Below are 20,412 nucleotides of genomic sequence, written 5' to 3'. Positions count from 1 at the left end.
ATGTCCCACGACCAGGAAGGCTTCGAACCCGAGCTCGGCGGCGCCGCCGGGCAACCGACTTACTTCATGTACGAGGATGGCGGGCAGCGCTGGCGCTGGTTCCTGCTCGATGCCCAGCGGCGCAAGATCGCGAACTCCGGGCGGGGCTACCGGAGCCGGGCGGATTGCCTCGCGAGCATCGATCTGGTGCGCCTGTCGGCCGACGCCGGGCTGCGCGAGCCGTGAGCCTGCTCGCAATTGTCGACACCGGGGCGGCTGCTACGTATGTATCGGTGTCCGCGTCGAAATACGGGTTTTAAACGTACCGTCCCATGAGTTTTGCCAAGGTCAAGCTGCAGCTGGTCCGGGCCATCAAGCCCCAGGCCAACGAGCCGGTCGACGCTCCCGTCGCGGGCCCGGCGACCGGGACGCAGGCGGCGGCGATGACCGACGCGGAGCGGGCCGCCCTGGTCGAGCGGCTGTTCAGTCATCACCGGACCGCCTTGCTTCAATACCTCACGCGGCTGCTGTCCAACAGCGATGACGCCGAAGAGGTCCTTCAGGAAACGTATGTCCGCCTGCTGCGGGTCGAGCATCTCGATCACCTCGACGATCAGGTGCGACGTTTCCTGTTCAAGATTGCCACCAACCTGGCGCGAGACCGCTTCCGCCAGCGCAAGTCGCGGTCCTACGCGACCCATATTCCCTACGAGCTGGTGGATCTGGTCGGCGAGCAGGACTCGCCCGACGAGATCATCGATTGGGATCACGGCATGCAGGTCGTGAAGCAGGTGCTGCTGGATCTACCGCCGCGGCACCGGCAAGTGTTCCTGCTGCACGTCACACAAAATATGAGTTATCGGACGATCAGTCGTCATCTGGGGGTCAGCACAAAAACAGTGGAGCGCGATATCGCCATGGTGTTGGAACTTTGTCAGAGCCGCCTGAGGACGAGGGAGCGATGAGCGACCAGGACCTCAAGAGCGACATCCGCGCAGTGGAAGCTGCCGCGGCCCGTTGGTTCGTCCGGTTGCACGATCACCCGGTCAGCCGCGACACCGAAATTGAATTCGACGCCTGGCTCGACCAGGCCGCGGAGCATCGCGAAGCTTACATGCGATGTGAGCTGGCGTTGGCGATGACGCGCGGACTGACCACTGAAGCCGAGCTGCAGGCCGACATCGACGTCGTCGCGGCCATCGCTGCCCGAGAGGCGGCGGCTCAAGAACGTTCGCGTCGCTTCAGAGAGAAGCGCTCGATCTGGCTGAGCGCCGCGGCCACGGTGCTGCTCATGGTCGCGACCGGCGCGTATTTCTTCACGCACCGGATCGACACGCAGATCTATCAAACGCAGGTGGGCGAGCAGCGACGGGTCGTGCTGGCCGATCATTCCACGGTCACGTTGAACACCGACACAGTGCTGACCGTGAAGCTCTCCGACAAATCGCGGCGGATCGAGATGCAGCGAGGCGAAGCTTTCTTTTCTGTCGCACATGACACCTCGCGTCCGTTTGAAGTCATAGCGGCGGGTGGATTGGTGCGCGCCGTCGGGACCGAGTTCGGTGTGGAGATCAAGCGTGACGATGTGACGGTGTCGGTGCTCGAAGGCGCGGTCGTGGTGCTGCCCAAGCAGTCCGATCCCGTGTCGGGGCTGCCGCATCTCACGGCCAACATGGCGGTGAGCTATCGAGGCGGCGGGGCGATCGGCGCCGTGCAAACGGCCGACGTGAGGCGCATCACCGCGTGGCGCGAAGGCAAGCTGGTGTTCGATCAAGTGCCGCTGGCCGATGCCATTGCCGAATTCAACCGCTACTCGCCGCGCAAGGTGCAGGTGGGCTCCGTGATCATCGGCAGCCGACCGGTCAGCGGGGTGTTGCAGATCGGCGATATGAGCTCGTTGCGCTTCCTGTTGCAGGAGTCGCTGGGCCTGAAGCTGGTCGATCAGGGCGACACGCTGCTCTTGCAGAGCGCACCGGAAGCAACTGAATCGGGGGATCGATGACTCAAGAATTTCAAACGGTGTTCGGCTCGCTCCAGGACTATGCCAAGGGGGAGCTGGAGATCATCAACGACAGCCCGAAGAACTATGCGTTCTCCAACGTCTTTGACGTTGCCTCGCGCTCCGCTGCGTATGAGAAGGTGGTGGTGGCGATCAACCTGGGCTACGTGCTCGAGACGCTGCGGGCCGAGGGCACCTCGCCCTGGTTCGCAGCCTCGCATGACGAGTTTGCGATCGTGATGGACGGCGAGGTGGAGGTGGAGCTCACGAAGCTCGACGCTCCGGCGGCGCCGGCCACGAAGAAAGGTACTGTTTCGTTGTCCGGCGAGCCTGCCGGGCGCCGGATGGGGACCGTCAAGTGCAAGCGCGGACACCAGGTGTTGCTGCCGCAGGGCGCGGCCTACCGCTTCAAGGCGGCGCGTCCCGGAGTGATTCTGCTTCAGACCATCGAAGGCGAGCTGTCGAAGCAGAAGTGGCGCGAGATCTGTTACACCTGAACGGCGAGGGCGAGAACAATGAATGCGTTGGAAGTGGTGGCAACACCGGCGAGCAACGAGACGGGCTATCGCAGCTTCCAGCTCGGCAGCTTCTCGTTCAGTCGCGATGAATATTTCGTGCGCGTCGGCTGGGAAGCGAACGGCCAGCAGCTGTCCCACAAGATGTCCGCCGATGCGTTCCTGCGCGCCGTCATGCGCGACGTGGCGTGGGGCTTCTTCTACGGCTGGGTGAACTTCGATGCGATGATCGGCACGCGGAATCTCTACGGCAAAGTGGAGTTCTACGCCGGCACCTACAATCCGGCGTACAAAGAGCGCGGCCTGGATCACATGGAAACATTCGATTCGCGCCAGATCATGGCGACCTTCAAGGCCATCCTCGATGACTGGACCAACGAAGGGTTCGATCCGTTCGCCGCGCCCGATGAAACCAGCAAGAGCTGGCTCGGCAAGAAGCGCGGTCACAATCGTGGCGCCATCGAGCGCGAGCGTCAGGCCTGCAAGCGCATGCCGGGGTTGCCGGGCGATGCGGAGCTGCGCACCGATGAAAATGGTTATCCCGTGAACCGTGCGTTCGCCGATGTTTCTCAGGATGAGCCTGAGATTCATGCGGAGCCTGGGTTTGAGAACGAGCTGCATGCGTTCAGCTTGTTTGCTTATCTGTCGCGCTCCGATGTGACGTGGAATCCGTCCGTGTCTTCGGTGCTCGAGCGCAGCCTGTGCTGCCCGACGACCGAGGAATACATCCTGCCGATCAAGCACGGCAACGATCGGGTCGAATGGTTCATCCAGCTGAGCGATGAGCTGGAGTGGCAGATCGAAGACAAGACCACCGGTGCGCCGCGCGCCAAGGTCATCATGAAAGCGGGCGATGTCGCGGCCATGCCGGCGGACATCCGCCATCAGGGCTTCTCCAAGAAGCGTTCCATGCTGCTGGTGTGGGAGAACGCCACGCCCGAGCTGCCGCAGCTGTACGAGAGCGGCAAGCTGAAGCCTTATCCGGTCGAGTTCTAAGACCGGAGGCCCTCAATCGCCGTACGGCTCGGAACCGAGCTGCATCCGAGCCGTACGGCGATTGAGGGCCTCTGACTCCGGTTGTATCGAAGCACGACACACCGTTGCCGCTGATGGCAACGGCAACGGGATGCTATTGCCCACGAGTTGATCATGACATTGCAGACCAAACTGTATATCGGTGGCGAATTCGTCGACGCGCTCGATGGCGCGACCCTGGACGTCATCAATCCGTTCGACGGCTCGGTGATCACCAGCGTCGCGGAGGCGAAGGCCGCTGATGTCGATCGCGCCGTGGCTGCGGCGACCAAGGCGTTTCCCGCCTGGCGTGCGACGCCAGCCATGCAGCGAGGCCGCTTGCTCGGCAAGCTGGCCGATGCCATTGAAGCGCATGCCGAGGAATTGGCCGAGCTCGAATCGATCGACACGGGTCATCCCATTCGAGACACCAAGGGTCTCGATGTGCCCCGCACGGCGGTGACGTTTCGTTACTTCGCCGGCATGGCGGACAAGCATCAAGGCAGCGTCGTGCCTGTCGAAGCGGGCTTCTTGAATTACGTGCAGCGTGAGCCGGTCGGCGTCGTCGGGCAGATCGTGCCCTGGAATTTTCCGCTGATGTTCACGAGCTGGAAGATGGGCCCGGCGCTCGCGGCCGGTAACACGGTCGTGTTGAAGCCGGCGGAGATCACGCCGCTGTCGACGTTGAAGATCGCGCAGCTCATGGCGGAAGTTGGCTTCCCACCCGGCGTGGTCAACATCCTTCCGGGCTTCGGCCACACGGCCGGCCAGCATCTCGCCGAGCATCCGGGTGTGCAGAAGATTGCATTCACGGGCTCGACGGCAGTCGGTCGTCGGATCGTGCAGGCCTCGGCAGGCAATCTGAAGCGCGTGCAGTTGGAGCTGGGCGGCAAGGGCGCGAACATCGTGTTCGCCGATGCGAATCTTCCTGCGGCCATCAATGGCAGCGCGTTCGCGATCTTCCACAATCAAGGTCAGGCCTGTATCGCAGGCTCGCGGCTGCTATTGCAAGAAGAGATCGCGGCGCCGTTTTTGGAAGGCTTCGTCAAGCTGGCGAAGTCCATCAAGCTGGGCAATCCGCTCGATCCCTCGACCGAAATGGGGCCGCTCACCTCGCAGAAACAACAGCAGAGCGTGCTCATGTACTGCGACGTGGCGAAACAGCAGGGCGCCGAAGTCATCACCGGCGGACGCAAGCCGGAGGCGGCGGCGCTGTCGAAGGGCTTCTTTGTCGAGCCCACGATTGTGAGAGCGCAGCCGAAGGATCGGGTGTGTCAGGAAGAGGTGTTCGGGCCGTTTGTTTCTGTCACCACATTCAAGGATGAGGCGGAGGCGATCGCCATTGCCAACTCGACCGAGTATGGACTCGGCGGCGGTCTGTGGACGACGAATTTGCAGCGCGCCCATCGCATGGCCGGCGTCATGCGGGCAGGCATGGTGTGGATCAATAGTTATAAACGCGTCAATCCCGGCTCGCCGTTCGGCGGCGTGGGCAGCTCCGGCTATGGGCGCGAGATGGGCTTCGAAGCCATGCACGACTACACCGAGGCGAAGTCGGTGTGGGTCAACGTGGACGCGCAAATTCCTCCTCACTATCCGCGCTGAGAGTGAATTGGCAATCCCATCCGCAGGCACCGACCGCGGACACCCACGTGTGTTCGCTCGATGCGATTCCGGATGGCGGTTGCATCGAAGTGAGCTTCGGCGATGCGGATGCGCTACGGCTGGTGGTCTTGCGGGACGGCGGCGAGGCGTGGGCGTACGTCAATGTGTGTCCTCACTTTTCGTTGCCGCTGAACTCACGACCGGGCGAGTTTTTAGTGACGGATGACCGGCACCTCATGTGCGCGTATCACTGCGCTCTGTTTCGATTTCACGACGGGCTGTGCGTGGATGGGCCCGCGAAGGATCGGAGTCTCGAGGCGGTGCCGGTGACGATTGTCGACGGCGTCGTGCGGATTGCTGGTGATCGATGAGCGATGACGCTGAATTGTTCGCGCTGCCGGACACGACTGTGTCGCTGCGGGCGGCGTTTGGAATCGATCGCGATGGCGTCGTGCCGGCGTTCAGTCAGCGCAACGATCATGTGCCGGCGGTCGATGCGTCCTATCGTTTCGATCCTGAGACGACGCTCGCCATCCTCGCAGGCTTTGCTCACAACCGGCGCGTGTTGGTTCAGGGGTATCACGGCACGGGGAAGTCGACGCACATCGAGCAGGTGGCGGCTCGGCTCAACTGGCCGTGCGTACGGATCAATCTGGATGGCCATGTCAGCCGCATCGATTTGATCGGCCGCGACGCCATCGTCCTTCGCGACGGTCGACAGGTGACGGAGTTTCAGGAAGGTATCCTGCCCTGGGCGTTGCGGCGGAGCGTCGCGTTGATTTTCGATGAGTACGATGCGGGCCGGCCTGATGTGATGTTTGTATTGCAGCGGGTGCTGGAGGCGGAGGGCTCGCTCACCTTGCTCGATCAGAACCGAGTGATCGCGCCCCATGCCTGTTTCAGGCTGTTTGCGACGTCGAACACGATTGGGTTGGGGGATGCCAGTGGGCTCTATCACGGGACGCAGCTCATCAACCAGGGACATCTGGATCGGTGGCACATCGTCGCGGTCCTGAATTATCTGCCGCCCGCTGCTGAGATCGCCATCGTTCGCTCGCGAGTGCCGGCGTTCGTCGATTCATGGCCGCACGCGATTGAGTCTATGGTGACCTTGGCGGAGCTGATCAGGAACGCTTTCGTTGCCGGGGATGTGTCGACGGTAATGTCGCCGCGGGCTGTCATTTCGTGGGCCGAGAATGCGGTGATCTTTGGTGATATGAAGCGCGCGTTCGAGCTGAGCTTTCTGAACAAGTGCGATGAGTCGGAGCGGGCGGCTGTGATGGAGTTGCATCAGCGCTGCTTCGGAGAGGTGTGATGCCCTCGTCGGTTGCTGCCTCTGCCAGCTGGACCGACGCTCACGGCGATGAGGATCGGCTCGCACGGATGAAGCGAGCGTCGCTGACGGCCCTCAAAGCGATCAGCGACGTTTCTGATCCGCCGGGCGCTGCGTCGCTGATCGGCGCGATTCAGCAGGTCCCTGGTCCTGATGGGCTAGCTATTTGGCGTGGGCGCGTCGACGCGCATGCACTTCGTTTGCGCTTCACCGACGCTTCGCTCCACGCGGCCCTCCGACCTTCCGGCGCTGCCGCGCCGTTGTTTGATGCGCTCGAGCAGTGTCGCGTTGAGGCGCTTGGAGTGCGGCTCTTTCCTGGCGCCCGAGCAAACCTTCAAGCGCTACATCACGCCCGGCACCTCGCCACCGCCACAGCTGCGACAGGATTGGATCGCGCCGAAGGTGCAAGGCTGGCCTTGGTTGAAGCAGCGATGGCGCGCTTTGATTCAGCCTGGGCTGTGCGCGCAACAGCAGATCAAATGCTAACTGGCTGCTCGCGCGATCAGACAACGGTGCCTCGCAGTGATGTGGCAGCCAAATCATCGCCGGCGGCGGAGATAAGCGAGCGACCATCGGGGCCTGCGACGGCTGTGCCTTGTAGTGATGTGCCGGATGGTTCATCGCAAGCTACAGGCGATGGAGGCGAGCGACCACCGCTGATAGCGATGGCTGTGCCTTGTATTGGTGCGACAGATAGCTCATCGCTGGCTGCGGCCGATGGAGGCGAGCGACCACAGCTGATAGCGATGGCTGTGCCTTGTATTGGTGCGACAGATAGCTCATCGCTGGCTGCGGCCGATGGAGGCGAGCGACCACAGCTGATAGCGATGGCTGGGTCTTGTAGTGATGTGACAGATAGCTCATCGCTGGCTGCGGCCGAGGGAGGCGAGCGACCACCGTGGATAGCGATGGCTGTGCCTTGTAGTGATGTGACAGATAGCTCATCGCTGGCTGTGGCCGAGGGAAGCGAGCGGCAACCGTGGATAGCGATGGCTGGGCCTTGTAGTGATGGGACAGAGAGCTCATCGCTGGCTGGGGCCGAGGGAAGCGAGCGACCACCGCTGATAGCGATGGCTGTGCCTTGTAGTGATGCGCCAGATAGTGCATCGCTGGCGGCGGCGGAGATAAGCGAGCGGCGATCGGGGCTCGCGATGACGGCGCGTTCTGGTGATGCGGCACTAAGATCATCGCTGGCGACGGTTGATGGAAGCGAGGGACTAGCGCGGCTCGCGACGCTGCTGAATGACCAGCGGGCGTTTGGGGTCGAGGCGGCGAAGTTGGCGGTGGCGATAGGGCGCGGCGAGCGGAGCGAGGCCGAAGCGGGAGCGGAGCCGGAGGCGAAGCGACGATCGGAGGACGAGGCGAGGCGACGAGAGGAGGATGAGGCGAGCGCGCAGCGGCCGAGCGTCGACGCAAGCATGCAAAGGGCGAGCGACGACGCGGCGGCGGGGGCGGTTCGGGAGGAGGGGCTGCACGTCGATATTCTGCGTCGAATTAGTAATGAACCTCGTGGTCGGGTGGTGCCGCGAGCGACGGCCAGTGAGAGCGGCGAGGGCGGCTATCGGGTTTTCACTCGACAGTTCGATGCCGTCATTGACGCATCCTCGTTGCTTAGCGAAGAGAGACGCGAGCTCGCGCGCCGATTCGAAGACCTGTCGGCGGCATCCAGAAAGAACGGGGCGCGATGGGCGCAGCGGCTGCAGCGATATTTGCTATCCAAACAGCGCCGCTCCTGGACCTTCGACTGCGAAGAAGGCCAGCTCGACGCCAGCAGGCTGACCCGGGTGATCTGCGATCCGCTGCAGCCGTTGTTGTTCAAACAGGAAGCCGACACCGACTGGCCCGAAACCGCCGTCACGCTCCTGATCGACAACTCCGGCTCCATGCGAGGCCTGCCCATCGTCATGGCTTCCGTCTGCGCCGAACTCCTGGGCGCCGTACTCGAACGCTGCGGCGTCACCACCGAAATCTTAGGCTTCACGACCCAACGATGGCGCGGCGGCCGAAGCCGGGAACAATGGATCGCATCCGGACGGCAAAAGAATCCCGGCCGCCTCACCGATCTGCAACATGTCATTTATAAATCAGCGGACACCCAATGGCGCCACGCCCGCCACAACCTCATCGCCATGCTCGATGAATCCTTGCTCAAGGAGAACGTCGACGGCGAAGCGCTGCTCTGGGCGCATGAACGACTGCGTCGCCGGCCGGAGCGAAGAAAGATCCTGATGGTCATCTCCGACGGCGCGCCGCTCGACGACGCGACGCTCACAGCAAACGATGTCGGCTACCTGGACCGTCATCTAAGAACGGTCATCAAACAGCTGGAAGCCAACAAAACCGTCGAGCTGCTGGCCATCGGCATCGGTCACGATGTCGGCTCTTACTACGCCCATGCGTTTACTGTTACCGAGCCCCAAGAACTCGGCGAAGCCATGGTGAGGCAGCTCGTTGCGCGCCTGAAAGGTCGCAGCGGCCGACGCGGGTCGGGCCCATGAAGACAAAGCACGAACAGAGTTCCGCGATGGTAAAGCACTTGGTGATGTGGCGCCTGCGCGCCGCCGAGAATGGCGAGCGCGCCGAGCAACTGGCCGCGATTGCGCGGGCCATCGAAGCCATGCGCGACGGCATTCATGGATTGCAGCGAGTGGAGCTGGGACGCGATCAGTCGCAGGTGAGCGATTCAGCCGATCTCGCTCTGTACTGCGAGTTCGACAGCTGGGCGGCCTTGCAAGCGTACGAAACCCATCCGCTGCACGAACAGCTCAAACGCGTGATCGGGCCGCTGCGCATCGAGCGCCGCGTGGTCGACTACGAAACCGGCATGACATTAGACGCATGACATTCGGGGGAACCATGACAAGACGATTAGTCCATGTGCTCGCGACGCTGTTATCGGGCGCGTTGACGCTCGGCGCGGCTAACGCGCAAGCATCGAGCGACGATAGAGCAATCCTCACCGCCACGGCCGAGGCATTGGGCGGACTCGAACGCGTGCGTTCGGTCAAGAACATCACGCTGTCCGGTTACGGCCAGTACGCCTATATGTTCGGTGGCGGCAATATCACCGGCTCGCCGGAGGCGCCGCAGAAGTATCAGGCGGCCAACGATCTGAAGCGCGTCTACGACCTGGAGCATGATCGGTTCCAGCAGCTCGAACGGCGCAATTTCCTGTTCCCGTTCGCGGCGATCTTCGGTCACGCGTACGCGCAGGCCAATCTGGTGCTCGATGGTGACATTGGCTACGAGGTCGCACCGGATGGCAAGGTGACGCGCTCGCGCAAGTGGATCGAAAGCCCGCTGCATATCGATGGCGTGCACATGCGCCGCATCTGGATGCTGAATAATCCGGTGGCTTTGGTCCGCGCAGCGCTCGATCCGGCTAACAAGCTGAGTGCACCTCGCAAGGAAGGGGATCTCACTGTGCTCGACCTGACGCTGAAGCAGGGCGACAAGCTCAGTTTCGCGATCGACGGGCGATCCAAACTCCCGACGTGGGTGCGTTGGAAGAACCCGCACAGCAATCTGGGCCAGGTGACGCTGACGACCTATCTCAACGGCTACGCGCCGTATGGCGGCTTGCTGATGCCGCTGGGTTACGTCACGCGCATCGACTGGCGCAACGTCGACTATTTCAAAATGTATGTCGATGACTATGTCGTCGATACCCAGATCGCGAATCTCGCGGCGCCCGAAGCGGTGCGCACCGCATCCGATGCGGACCCCGTGGTCACTTCCGAAGCGACGCAAGTGGCGCCCGGCGTGTGGCGTCTGACACCATATGGAAATACCGTGTTTGAGTTCGCCGATCACCTCGCGATTTATGAGCTCGGCGGCAGTCACGCCGCGGCTAAGGCGGCGATCGACAAGGCACGCACCCTGGTGCCGGGCAAGCCGCTGACGGAGTACATTCCTTCGCATCATCACTTCGATCACACCGCGGGGTTCCGCGTCGGTGTGGCGGAAGGGCTCACCGTCGTTTCCCGCTTCGGCAACGAAGGCATCCTCCGTGAAATGGCCGAGCGACGCGCGCCGGACTATCCGGACATTCAGGAGAAGAACCGCAAGCCATTCAAGTTCCGCGGCTTCGACGATCACCTGCGCATGTCCGACTCGAAAGCGACGGTCGATTTGTATTGGGCGCGTGGGAACACGCACATGGCCGACGCGGTGTTTGCGTACGTGCCGGCGTCGAAGGTGTTTGTGGAAGGCGATATGGCCACCGCCGCCAAGGACTATCAGTTCTGGGGCGACAACTACATGGATAACGTCGAGCACTACAAGCTCGAGGTGGAGACGCTCTCGACCGTGCACATGGGCATCATGAAGCCGGCCGAGGTGATCGAGATGGTGAAGGGGGGCGTGCAGCGGGCTCGCGAGCGGTGCGCGTCTGAGCTTGCGAAGGGCAACTACTTCCCGGGCTGTCCCATCGTCAGCAATCGTTACTGAGATCGAAACACGGGGCGGGCAAGCCGCCCCGTGTGCTCAAGCTCAAATCATTCCATTCCTGTTACGGGCTTTGTCCTCGGGCGGAATGGATTCGGTGACGGCCCAGTGCTCGGCAATCTGGCCGTCCTGGATCCGGAAGATTTCCATGGTCGCGACCGGGCCATTGGGATCCTCGCGCCGGAAGTGCACGACGACCAGATCGCCCTCGGCGACAACGCGCGCGAACTTGGGCATCACGCCTTTGCCCTTGGGCGCCATCATATCGATGTAGTTGAGGATCGCCGCTCGCCCGGAGGGGATCATCGGCATGTGCTGGATGTAGTCCTCGCGCACGATCTTGGTCACGGTCTGCTTATCGCGGGATTCGACAGCGCGGAAGAAGGACTCCACCAACGCCTTGTTGGCCGGCAGATCGTTGGCGCTGCCGGCCAGGCCGACGCTGGCGGCGAGCAGCAGGCCGGCCGCGCCTGCGAACAAATATTTCATCTCCAGTCTCCGGGTCGGGCGGGAGTGCCCGCAGTTAAATACGTTCGGCACCAGAAATGTCGACAGGGCGCCGGTAGCTCCGTTTATCTGGAAGCAGATCGCTTCCTCGAGGAAACACCATGGTTTCGTTCTCACGCATTGTGAGCGGCTGTGTCGCCGCCGCGCTGCTCTCGGCCGCCGGGCCTTCGCTGGCTCATCATTCCTTCCCGGCGACTTACTACATCGACAAGTCAGTCACCATCAAAGGCAAGGTGGTGCAGTTCATGTTCCGCAATCCGCACTCGATGATCATCGTTCTGGCCCCGGGGCCGGACGGCAAGGACACCCGCTACGCGGTGGAATGGGCCGCCGCCGGCGCGCTGGCCAAAGACGGCCAGGCCTCGCGCGAGTCCTTGAAGCCAGGCGACGTGGTGGTCATCACCGGCGCGCCGGGTCGCCAGGAGACCGATCACAAGATCCGCCTGAACCAGATCGAGCGGCCCGCCGACGGTTGGAAGTGGGGCGGCTCCTTCGAATAACCGCTCATCGCATCGATGGGCGCCGGCAAACCAGACAAAGGCGGCGCTGTCATGGCCGCCTCCATACCAATAGCTTTCGGGGGATGAGCGATGACCAGTTCGCAAGGGCCGTGGGACACGTCGTATGAATGGAAGGCCGTCACGCTGCTGACGCTGGCGTTCGGCCTGGTGGGCCTGGACCGGTGGATCATCGCGCCGTTGTTTCCTTCGATGATGCAGGACCTGGGCCTGGATTATCAGGCGCTGGGCAATCTCATCGGTGCACTGGGGCTGGCGTGGGGCGTGTTCGCGATCGTCGCGGGCGGCCTGTCGGATCGACTCGGTCGTCGCAAGATTCTGGTCCCGGCCATCCTCGGCTTCTCGTTGCTCTCGGGCTTGAGCGGGTTCGCACAGGGCCTGACCAGCCTGATCTTCATTCGTGCGCTGATGGGCATTACGGAAGGATCGTTCTGTCCCACCAGCTTCGCCGCGACGGCCGACGCGTCGCTGCCCACCCGTCGCGGTTTCAATCTTGGCGTTCAACAGAGTGCGTTTCCGCTGATGGGGCTCGCACTCGGTCCCATCATCGCCACGCAGTTGCTGCAGGTCGTGAACTGGCGCTGGGTGTTCGTGCTGGTCGCGGTGCCGGGCTTGATTCTCGGCCTGCTGATGTGGCGCATGATTCGTGAGCCCGCGACTGTCGGTGCCCATGCGAAGGCGGAGCGCGCACCGCTCGGCGATCTGCTGAAACATCCGAACGTGAAGCTCGGCATGGTTGCGCTCATGTGCGCGATGAGCGGCATCTTCGTGCTGAGCGCGATGGTGCCGAACTATCTGGTCGATTATCTGAAGCTCACGACGGTGCAGATGGGCTTTGTGACGTCGGCCATCGGCTTCGGTGGCTTTCTTGGCCAGGTGGTCCTGCCGGGCGCATCCGATTTGTTGGGTCGAAAGATCGTCGCAGTCGCAGGCTTCGTGCTCGGCGCCGCATTCCTGTACGCCTTCATGCACGTCGGCCCCAATCCGGCATTGTTGTTCGCGCTGCTGTTCGTCTGCTGCTTCTTCTGTTTCGGGTTGTTGGGATTGATCACCGGTCCCATCGCCGCCGAAGCGGCGCCGCGCGGTCTGATCTCATCGACTGCCGGCGTCATCATCGGCACGGGTGAAATATTCGGTGGCGGCATCGCGCCCGCGATTGCCGGCAATGTCGCGCAGACCTATGGAATCCAGCATGTGCTCACCATGGCGTTGATCGGCCTGTGCGCCGGCGTCGTGGTCAGTTTGTTTCTACGGGAGACCGCGCCTCGCAAGCTCGAGGCGGCGCTGGCCGAAGCTTGAAAACATCGCCGATCAGAATGTCGGTGACGGAGCGCGGGATACGTTTTGTTTCCAGTGACTCCGAAAACATCTGCAGATCATGGGGGAAACGCAATGCTTCGCTTGCCAAGAAAATCGCTGAGCCTGTACGGTCTGGCGCTGCTGGGCGCAACGTCGGGCCTGTCGGCCGCGCCGCAGGACGCCGCCGCTCCAGTCAACGATACCGCTGAATCGGGCAGCGGCCTGGAAGAAGTGCTCGTCATGGCTCGCCGCCGTGAAGAGAGCTTGCAGGAAGTGCCGCTCGCCATCACCGCGATGGGCACGGAAGATCTCGAGATGCGCGGCATCGATTCGACCGAAGGCCTGAATCGGATGGTGCCGAACGTCGTGATCGCCAGCACCAACTTCTTCGGCCGGCAGGGCGGCAGCTTCCGCATGCGCGGTCTGCCGAACGTCGGCATTTATGTCGATGGCATCGCCTCGAACAGCAGCGCCGGCACGTTGATGAATATCGTGGAAGTGGATCGCGTCGAAGTGCTGCGTGGCCCGCAGGGCACGTTGTTCGGCAAGAACGTCATCGGCGGCGCAATTCAATACATCACCAAACGTCCGCAGGACACCTTCGGCGGGCGTGTGAAGTCGACCATCGGCTCGTACGATCGCTTCGATGTGTCCGCCAACGTCGATCTGCCGTTGAGCGACACGTTCCATACCAAGATCACCGCGGCCAAGCTGTCGCGCGACGGCTTCGTGCCGAGCACGACCATCGACAAACGGTTCGGCAGTCAGAACGACACGACCGGCCGGCTGGATCTACTGTGGGAGCCGTCGGATTCGTTCAACTGGCGCTTCGCGGCGGGTTACGACGACATGCGCACCAACGGCAATCCCTCGACGGTGTGGGCGCTCAATCCGGTGTGTGTCGGCGATCCGAATCCGCCGGCGAATTTCCCGGGCGGCGCGCCGAACTTCCCCTGTATCTATGAAGCGGCCGGCCTGCCGATCAATCAAGAATACGTCTATGGCGCTCGTGAGGAGCGCAAGACGGCCAGCGATTACAACGGCCCGGAGCTGTACACCAAGTCCAAGTCGTTCTCCACCGAGATCAACTATGAGCTGAACGATGCCTGGGCGTTGAAAGGCATCGGCAGCCGTCGTGAGATTCGCACGACCGCGTATGCTGATTTCGACGGCACGCCGTATCACATCTTCGACGGCGCGAACTACAGCGAGCCCGAAGAGACCACGGCCGAGCTGCAGTTCCTGTTCAGTGGCGATCGTTTCCACGGCACCAACGGTCTGTACTACTACAACAACGAAACGTACGGCCGTCGCATCAACTGGCTGGCGAACGATCTGAAGCTGGAAGTGAATCCGGCCCGCAATGCCTTGGCATCAGCCTATGTTGGCGGTTTCTTCTTCGCGCCGACCATCGACCAGCTCTCGTACACCAAGACCGAAGGTTGGGCGGTGTTCGCGGAGTGGACCTATGACGTGACCGACAAGTTCTCGATCACGGCCGGTGCGCGCTACAACGAGGACGAAGTCACGAACGCACAGTACACGCCGAAGACGGCAGTGCCCGCTGCTTGCTGCTCGCCGGTACTGAGTGTCGAGACCAACGGTGGCCCGGCACGCGCGGGCACGGCGCTCGGCGACAAGTGGACCAACATCGCCCCGCGTCTGTCGTTCCAGTATCAGTGGACGCCGGAAGTGATGACGTATCTCACGTACTCCGAAGGTTTCAACCAAGGCGGCGTCAACAACGTCAACGGCCTGGCCATCGGCTTCGATCCGGAAACGCTGAAGAACTACGAGATCGGTCTGCGCTCGGATCTGTTCGATCGCCGGCTGCGCTTCAACGCCTCGGTGTTCTACGGTCAGTATCAGGACATCCAGGTCAGCGAAGAAATCATTCCGCGCTTCCCGACCACCACCAACGCCGGCGAGGCGGAAGTGAAGGGCATCGAGATCGAAGGCGTGGTGCTGGTCAGCGACAACTTCACCATCAACTATGGCCTGGGCTGGCTCGACTCGGAGTACACCGACCTCGGCACGTCGACGGCGATTCCGCTTGGCGCTCGCTTCCCGTACGCGCCGGAGAAGTCGTACAGCATCGGCGCTCAATACGACCTGCAGCTCGCTTCGGGCGGCATGACGTTCCGCACCGACTACGGCTGGCAGGATGAAGTGGACACCGCGGCGGACATTCAGAAGTCCGTGATTCCTGCTTACGGATTGCTGAGCGCTCGCATCGTCTACACGCCGCCGAATGGCAAGTGGGACGTGTCGCTGTTCGGCTCGAACCTGACGAATGAGTACTACCGTATCAACGGTTTCTACATTCCGACGGATCAGATGGACAACGGCACGCTCGGTCGGCCGCGTGAGTGGGGTCTGACGTTCGGCTTCAAGTTCGAGTAATTCCCCCGAGAGGTTCGTGCCGGGCGCGCGTGCGCCCGGCACGAGCTGCGATAGTTCCTGGACCGCGGAGTGTCGATGCGATCGAACGCACTACGACTTGTTTTGGCAACGCTGTCAGTGGTGGCGACGGCGAACGCGAGTACGCCGGCGGCGGGCGGTGACTTTTCGCCCGTCGTGAAGTCGCTGGTGTCGCAGATGACGCTCGATGAGAAGCTGACGATGGTGCAGGGAACGCGCGATCCCGCATACAACGGCGGTGCTGGCTATATCGCCGGTGTGCCGCGGCTGGGCGTTCCGCCGCTGCGTATGGCAGACGGCCCGGCGAACGTCTACGTGAGATACGAAACGACGGCGCTGCCTCAGCCCATCACGCTGGCAGCGACATTCAGCAGAGAGTACGCGAAGCAGTACGGTGAGATTCTCGGGCGCGAATCGCGCGCCACTCGTAACGACGTGTTGCTCGGGCCGATGGTGAATCTGTCGCGACTGCCGAATTGGGGACGCAACGTCACGAGCTTCGGCGAAGATCCGTTCGTCATCGGGCAGCTGGCGGCCGCCGAGATCGGGGGCATTCAGTCCACCGGCACGATGGCCAATGCCAAGCACTTTCTCGCCAACAACCAGTCGCTGAATCAGGGCGGCGGCATCAACGGCGCCGACGGCTTCGACTTCATCGTCGATCAGCGCACCTTGCATGAAATCTATCTGCCGGGCTTCGAGGCGGCATTGCAGGCGGGCGTCGCTTCCGTCATGGCCTCGTACAACAAGACCAACGGCTCCTGGAATGCCGAGAACAAGGGCAATCTCACGGGACTGTTGCGCGATGAAATGAAATGGGACGGGTTCGTGGTGTCCGACTGGCATGCCAATCGGAGCACGCCGTCCATCGTGGCCGGCCTGGACATGGAAATGCCGGGCGTGGGTCCGCAATACCCGACAGGTCGTGAAGGCGCGAAGTGGGGCCCACGATTGAAGGCGGCGGTGGAGAGCAAACAAGTGGGCACCGATGCGTTGGATCGCGCGGTGGGTCATGTGCTCACCCAGATGGAAAAGTTTGGATTCTTGAATGGCACGCGGGTGCCCGGACCGACCGAGATCGATGTCGAAGGTCATGCCGCGTTTGCTCGGAAGCTCGCGGGCGAGGGCGCGGTGCTGCTCAAGAATCAAGGAAACATTCTGCCGCTGAGCGCGGCGGCGGCGAGCGAAGTGCTGTTGATCGGACCGACGGCGGAACAGTTGGCCATCGGGCCCGGGATCTCGGGCTTCGAATCGCGCTTTGTTTCTCCTCGCGAGGCGCTTCAGCGCTCGTTGGGCTCGAGCGCGCCGTTGAAGCACGTCGTTGGCGATGAGTTGACGGGCGTGGCGATTCCCGCCGAGTTCCTGACGCCAGAGGCAGGACAAGGCGCGGGGCTGACGCGTCGTGCGTCGGACTCGAGCCCAATGGGTATCGATCCGGGGGTGAACTTCACCGGCGATAAAGCCCTGCCCGTGGGCCGCGGTTATTCCTGGCGCGGCACGCTCAAGGTCGGTGAGAGTGGTTCGTATGCGCTCCAGGTTCACAGCTGGGGCGGCACCGGCGTGCTCAAGGTCGATGGACAGCCGCGCGCATACTCAGCGTCCGTGCGCTTTGGTCACGGCATTCCTCGCAAGTACTCGAGCGTCGTGCCGACCAAAGACGGTTTGGACAACGCGCAGTACAGCGTCGGTTTGGTCGCGGGGAAGTCGTACGCCATCGAAGTTGAAGGCCAGGCGGAGCCTGAGTCGACGTTGCAGGTGAGGTTGGCGTGGGTCACGCCGGCGATGCGTAAGCAGAATATCGCGGAGGCAGTCGCTGCAGCGAAGGACGCGCGCACCGCCGTGATCTTTGCTTGGGCACGCAGCGGTGAGTTCGACGATCCGGATCAGGCGCTGGCGCTGCCGGGCGATCAAGACGAATTGATCTCTGCTGTTGCGCGCGTGAATCCGCGAACCATCGTCGTGTTCAACAGCGGCAGTCCGCACGACATGCCCTGGCGCGATCAGGTTAAGGGCATTCTCTATTTGTGGTATCCGGGCCAGGAAGGCGGCTGGGCCACGGCCGATGTGCTGTTGGGCAAGACCAATCCTGGCGGCCGGCTGGCGATGACGTTCCCGAAGAAGTTCTCCGATGTCGCGGCGTTCGATCCGAAGCATCCGGAGCGCTACACGGGCGTGAACAAACAAGTCGTGTACTCGGAAGGCATCTTCACCGGCTACCGTCACTTCGATGAGCACAAGATCGCGCCCTTGCATCCATTCGGCTTTGGGCTCTCGTACACGACGTTTGCTTACTCGAACCTCAACGTCGCCGCAAGCGGCGACGGCTTCGATGTGAGCTTCACCGTTCGCAACACCGGCAGGGTCGCCGGCGCGGACGTGCCGCAGGTTTATCTCGAGCGTCCGGCCAATGCGCCGATTGCAATGGCGCCCAAGACACTCGTCGGCTTCGACCGCGTCACGTTGGCACCTGCTGAACAGAAGACGGTCACGGTGCACGTGTCGCCGCGACAGCAATCGTATTGGTCTGAAGCGGATCGTGGCTGGCACAAAGCCGAGGGCGCACGAGGCATCGTCGTCGGCGCATCGTCGCGCGATATCAAGCTGTCCGGCCGCCTGCCGCAGTAATCGAGGACACCATGACGATTAGAAATAAAACACTGTCCCACGCCGTCGCGCTGGCCATGACGGCGTTGTGCTCGACGGGCGCATTCGCAGCGACCGATCTGTCGGGCTTCTGGGAACTGAAGCACGATAGCAAGAAGGTGGGGAAGGCCGAGCTGACGGCGGAAGGAAAGCGCTTGGCCGAGGCGAACCGTCCGAAGGTCGAGGACGGCATGATCATGACGTACGCCTCGCGCTGGTGTCATCCGCTCGGCACACCGTTCATCATGGGCGATTCGGCACCGCTCGATCTGATTCAATCGAAACGGGAGCTGGCGATCACCGCGGAAGTGCAGTCCTCCGCCCGTCACATCTATCTCGACGGCCGCTCGCATCCGGACATGGGTGCATTCGATCCGACGACCAACGGTCATTCCATCGGACGCTGGGATGGCAACGCGCTCGTAGTCGACACCGTCGGCTTCAACGATCGCGGCAATCCCATGGTGCCGGGCGGCGGTGTGCGCGGTGAGGGCACTCATCTCCTCGAGCGCTATGAGCTGATCGAGAACGGCGCACGTTTGAAAGTGACGTTCACGTGGACCGATCCGAAGATCTTCGTGAAGCCACACACGTACTCGTTCACGTACTACAAGGCGGCGCCCGAGACTTACGCCCTGGAATACTTCTGCGATTCCAGCGATCCGGAGCGTGCGAAGACGGCTGAAGAGCCGCCGCAGCTGTCGGGTAAAGAATGAACATGCAGCGACGCGACTTTCTACGTTGCGCAGGCGCGGCCGCCGTGGGCGGCGCCAGTGCCGCTGCGACGGCGATTGGCGGATTGGGCGCGGCGATGATGACGTACTCGAGCGTTTCGAAGTCCGCGACGCGTCGTTATGAGCTGGGCATTCAGTTCTTCACGTTCAACGCGCTCGCGACGCAAGGCTGGGAGAAGTTCTCGGAAGCCATGGGCATCGCGCGCGGGCTGGGCTACGAAGCCATTCAGTTCGCGGGCTTGATGGGGCACTCGCCCGAGCTCATTCGCAAGCGGGCGGCGGAGCTGGGACTCGCGTTACGAACTCTGCACATCGGTAACGATCAAGTGCGAGCGTTTCGTGCGCCCGGCGGCTCGATCGGCGAAGCACAGGACGCCGTCTACACGCCCACCGGCATCGTTCAACTCACCCGCGTCAATGTGCCATTGGCTCGCGATCTCGGGTGCGAGTGGGCCGTGGTGGCAGCCTCCGGGCCGACGAACGTGCAGTCGTTGGATAGCGTGCGTCGCATGTGTGATGCAATCAACACGGCGAATGACATCGCGCGCAAGGCGGGCATCGGGCTGTCGTATCACGGCCATGGTCCCGAGTATCGATCGCTGGATGGGCAGAACGTGTTCGAGTTCATGCTCGCGAACACCGATCCCACGATTCGTTATGAGCTGGACGTCGCCTGGGTCGCCGCTGGTGGGAGCGATCCAGTGGCGCTGATCGAGAAGCATGCCGATCGCATCGTGAGCTTCCATCTGAAAGATTGGAGCAAGGCCGGCAAGGCGGTCACCGTCGGCGACGGTCAGGTCGATTTTGCCGGGATCTATCGCGCCGCTGCGCGCATCGACAAGCCCATCTTCAATGTCGAGTGCGAGGGCGGACCCGGCGTGGATCTCACCCGCGAGGCGCGACGCAGTCTCGAGCATCTGCGCCCGCTCGGCTGGACGTTGACGGCGTAGGCGACCACAAAATTTTGCATTCGGAGAGTCATCATGAGGTTTAAGCTGGCCTTTGGCATCGGAGCCTGGCTCGTCGCGTCGGCGGCGCTGGCCCATCATTCGTTCGCGATGTTCGATCAGCAGCAGGTCTGGACCTGGGAAGGCACCGTGGTCGAATACAGCTGGCGGCAGCCCCACGTGCACATCGTCGTGCTCGTGCCGGAGAACAAGAAGAACCCGAAGATCGCGGGCACCTGGGATTTCGAGAGCTCCGGTCCGAACATCGGTGCACGCCAGGGCTGGACGCGGACCTCGTTCAAGCCGGGCGACAAGATCACCATCGTCGGCAATCCCAAGCTCGATGGCAGCAAAGGCGCGTCGTTGAAGTACGCCAAGACGTCGTCGGGGCAGATTCTGTATCACGATGTCGAACGCAAGGTCACCCCGGAAATCACGCCGGCCTCCTGAGG

At 62.5% G+C, this 20,412-nt stretch carries 20 protein-coding genes and 1 pseudogene; 20 read left to right on the top strand and 1 reads right to left on the bottom strand.

Annotated elements, in window-relative coordinates; all coding sequences use genetic code 11:
* The 13 genes and pseudogenes from ACFPN2_RS29035 to ACFPN2_RS28975 all read left to right on the top strand — a co-directional run bounded on the left by ACFPN2_RS29035 (position 1) and on the right by ACFPN2_RS28975 (position 10,894).
* Positions 1-225, top strand: a complete 225-nt coding sequence (locus ACFPN2_RS29035) for a DUF1508 domain-containing protein (protein ID WP_380603221.1) — start codon at positions 1-3, stop codon at positions 223-225.
* An 86-nt stretch (positions 226-311) separates the two neighbouring features.
* Entirely contained in the window at positions 312-944 is a 633-nt protein-coding gene (locus ACFPN2_RS29030) for an RNA polymerase sigma factor (RefSeq protein ID WP_380603219.1), read from the top strand.
* Positions 941-1,981, top strand: coding sequence for a FecR family protein (locus ACFPN2_RS29025; protein ID WP_380603217.1), 1,041 nt, complete (start codon positions 941-943; stop codon positions 1,979-1,981). The genes ACFPN2_RS29030 and ACFPN2_RS29025 overlap by 4 nt, the downstream gene beginning before the upstream one ends.
* On the top strand, positions 1,978-2,475 hold the full coding sequence (locus ACFPN2_RS29020) for a cupin domain-containing protein (protein WP_380603215.1): 498 nt from the start codon (positions 1,978-1,980) through the stop codon (positions 2,473-2,475). Before ACFPN2_RS29025 ends, ACFPN2_RS29020 begins: the two co-directional genes overlap by 4 nt.
* Before the next feature lie 18 nt (positions 2,476-2,493).
* Positions 2,494-3,489, top strand: a complete 996-nt coding sequence (locus tag ACFPN2_RS29015) for a hydroxyquinol 1,2-dioxygenase (protein WP_380603213.1) — start codon at positions 2,494-2,496, stop codon at positions 3,487-3,489.
* Positions 3,490-3,648: 159 nt separating this feature from the next.
* A complete protein-coding gene (locus ACFPN2_RS29010) occupies positions 3,649-5,112 on the top strand; it encodes an aldehyde dehydrogenase family protein (protein ID WP_380606676.1) in 1,464 nt (487 codons plus the stop codon).
* A gap of 2 nt (positions 5,113-5,114) precedes the next feature.
* The gene (locus tag ACFPN2_RS29005; RefSeq protein WP_380603211.1) at positions 5,115-5,483 is read left to right on the top strand and encodes a Rieske (2Fe-2S) protein; all 369 of its coding nucleotides are present in this window, start codon (positions 5,115-5,117) and stop codon (positions 5,481-5,483) included.
* Positions 5,480-6,427, top strand: a complete 948-nt coding sequence (locus ACFPN2_RS29000; RefSeq protein ID WP_380603209.1) for an AAA family ATPase — start codon at positions 5,480-5,482, stop codon at positions 6,425-6,427. Before ACFPN2_RS29005 ends, ACFPN2_RS29000 begins: the two co-directional genes overlap by 4 nt.
* Positions 6,427-6,804, top strand: a pseudogene (locus tag ACFPN2_RS28995) (hypothetical protein); the annotation flags it as partial. The gene ACFPN2_RS29000 and the pseudogene ACFPN2_RS28995, both read left to right, overlap by 1 nt.
* A complete protein-coding gene (locus ACFPN2_RS28990; protein WP_380606786.1) occupies positions 6,713-6,931 on the top strand; it encodes a hypothetical protein in 219 nt (72 codons plus the stop codon). The pseudogene ACFPN2_RS28995 and the gene ACFPN2_RS28990, both read left to right, overlap by 92 nt.
* A gap of 665 nt (positions 6,932-7,596) precedes the next feature.
* Positions 7,597-8,943 carry a cobaltochelatase CobT-related protein gene (locus ACFPN2_RS28985; RefSeq protein ID WP_380606674.1) on the top strand — a complete coding sequence of 449 codons (1,347 nt, stop codon included), beginning with the start codon at positions 7,597-7,599 and terminating at the stop codon, positions 8,941-8,943.
* 26 nt (positions 8,944-8,969) lie between these two features.
* Positions 8,970-9,287 carry a Dabb family protein gene (locus tag ACFPN2_RS28980; RefSeq protein WP_380603207.1) on the top strand — a complete coding sequence of 106 codons (318 nt, stop codon included), beginning with the start codon at positions 8,970-8,972 and terminating at the stop codon, positions 9,285-9,287.
* Between the two features lie 14 nt (positions 9,288-9,301).
* Positions 9,302-10,894 carry an MBL fold metallo-hydrolase gene (locus ACFPN2_RS28975; RefSeq protein WP_380603205.1) on the top strand — a complete coding sequence of 531 codons (1,593 nt, stop codon included), beginning with the start codon at positions 9,302-9,304 and terminating at the stop codon, positions 10,892-10,894.
* Positions 10,895-10,936: 42 nt separating this feature from the next.
* On the opposite strand, the gene ACFPN2_RS28970 is transcribed toward ACFPN2_RS28975, so the two are convergent.
* The gene (locus tag ACFPN2_RS28970; RefSeq protein ID WP_380603204.1) at positions 10,937-11,380 is read right to left on the bottom strand and encodes a nuclear transport factor 2 family protein; all 444 of its coding nucleotides are present in this window, start codon (positions 11,378-11,380) and stop codon (positions 10,937-10,939) included.
* A gap of 119 nt (positions 11,381-11,499) precedes the next feature.
* Here ACFPN2_RS28970 and ACFPN2_RS28965 point away from each other — a divergent pair, with 119 nt between their 5' ends.
* The 7 genes from ACFPN2_RS28965 to ACFPN2_RS28935 all read left to right on the top strand — a co-directional run bounded on the left by ACFPN2_RS28965 (position 11,500) and on the right by ACFPN2_RS28935 (position 20,410).
* On the top strand, positions 11,500-11,898 hold the full coding sequence (locus ACFPN2_RS28965) for a DUF6152 family protein (RefSeq protein ID WP_380603202.1): 399 nt from the start codon (positions 11,500-11,502) through the stop codon (positions 11,896-11,898).
* A gap of 90 nt (positions 11,899-11,988) precedes the next feature.
* A complete protein-coding gene (locus ACFPN2_RS28960; RefSeq protein ID WP_380603200.1) occupies positions 11,989-13,215 on the top strand; it encodes an MFS transporter in 1,227 nt (408 codons plus the stop codon).
* 93 nt (positions 13,216-13,308) lie between these two features.
* A complete protein-coding gene (locus ACFPN2_RS28955) occupies positions 13,309-15,618 on the top strand; it encodes a TonB-dependent receptor (protein ID WP_380603198.1) in 2,310 nt (769 codons plus the stop codon).
* 75 nt (positions 15,619-15,693) lie between these two features.
* Positions 15,694-18,261, top strand: a complete 2,568-nt coding sequence (locus tag ACFPN2_RS28950) for a beta-glucosidase (RefSeq protein ID WP_380603196.1) — start codon at positions 15,694-15,696, stop codon at positions 18,259-18,261.
* 11 nt (positions 18,262-18,272) lie between these two features.
* Positions 18,273-18,995: a hypothetical protein gene (locus ACFPN2_RS28945; protein WP_380603194.1), complete on the top strand. Its 723-nt coding sequence runs from the start codon at positions 18,273-18,275 to the stop codon at positions 18,993-18,995.
* 2 nt (positions 18,996-18,997) lie between these two features.
* Positions 18,998-19,963 carry a sugar phosphate isomerase/epimerase family protein gene (locus ACFPN2_RS28940; protein WP_380603192.1) on the top strand — a complete coding sequence of 322 codons (966 nt, stop codon included), beginning with the start codon at positions 18,998-19,000 and terminating at the stop codon, positions 19,961-19,963.
* A gap of 33 nt (positions 19,964-19,996) precedes the next feature.
* On the top strand, positions 19,997-20,410 hold the full coding sequence (locus tag ACFPN2_RS28935; RefSeq protein WP_380603190.1) for a DUF6152 family protein: 414 nt from the start codon (positions 19,997-19,999) through the stop codon (positions 20,408-20,410).
* The last annotated feature ends 2 nt before the right edge of the window (positions 20,411-20,412 follow it).

Origin of the sequence: Steroidobacter flavus (assembly GCF_042651805.1) — a bacterium.
GTDB lineage: Bacteria > Pseudomonadota > Gammaproteobacteria > Steroidobacterales > Steroidobacteraceae > Steroidobacter > Steroidobacter flavus.
This window is presented reverse-complemented; position numbering and strand designations above follow the sequence as displayed.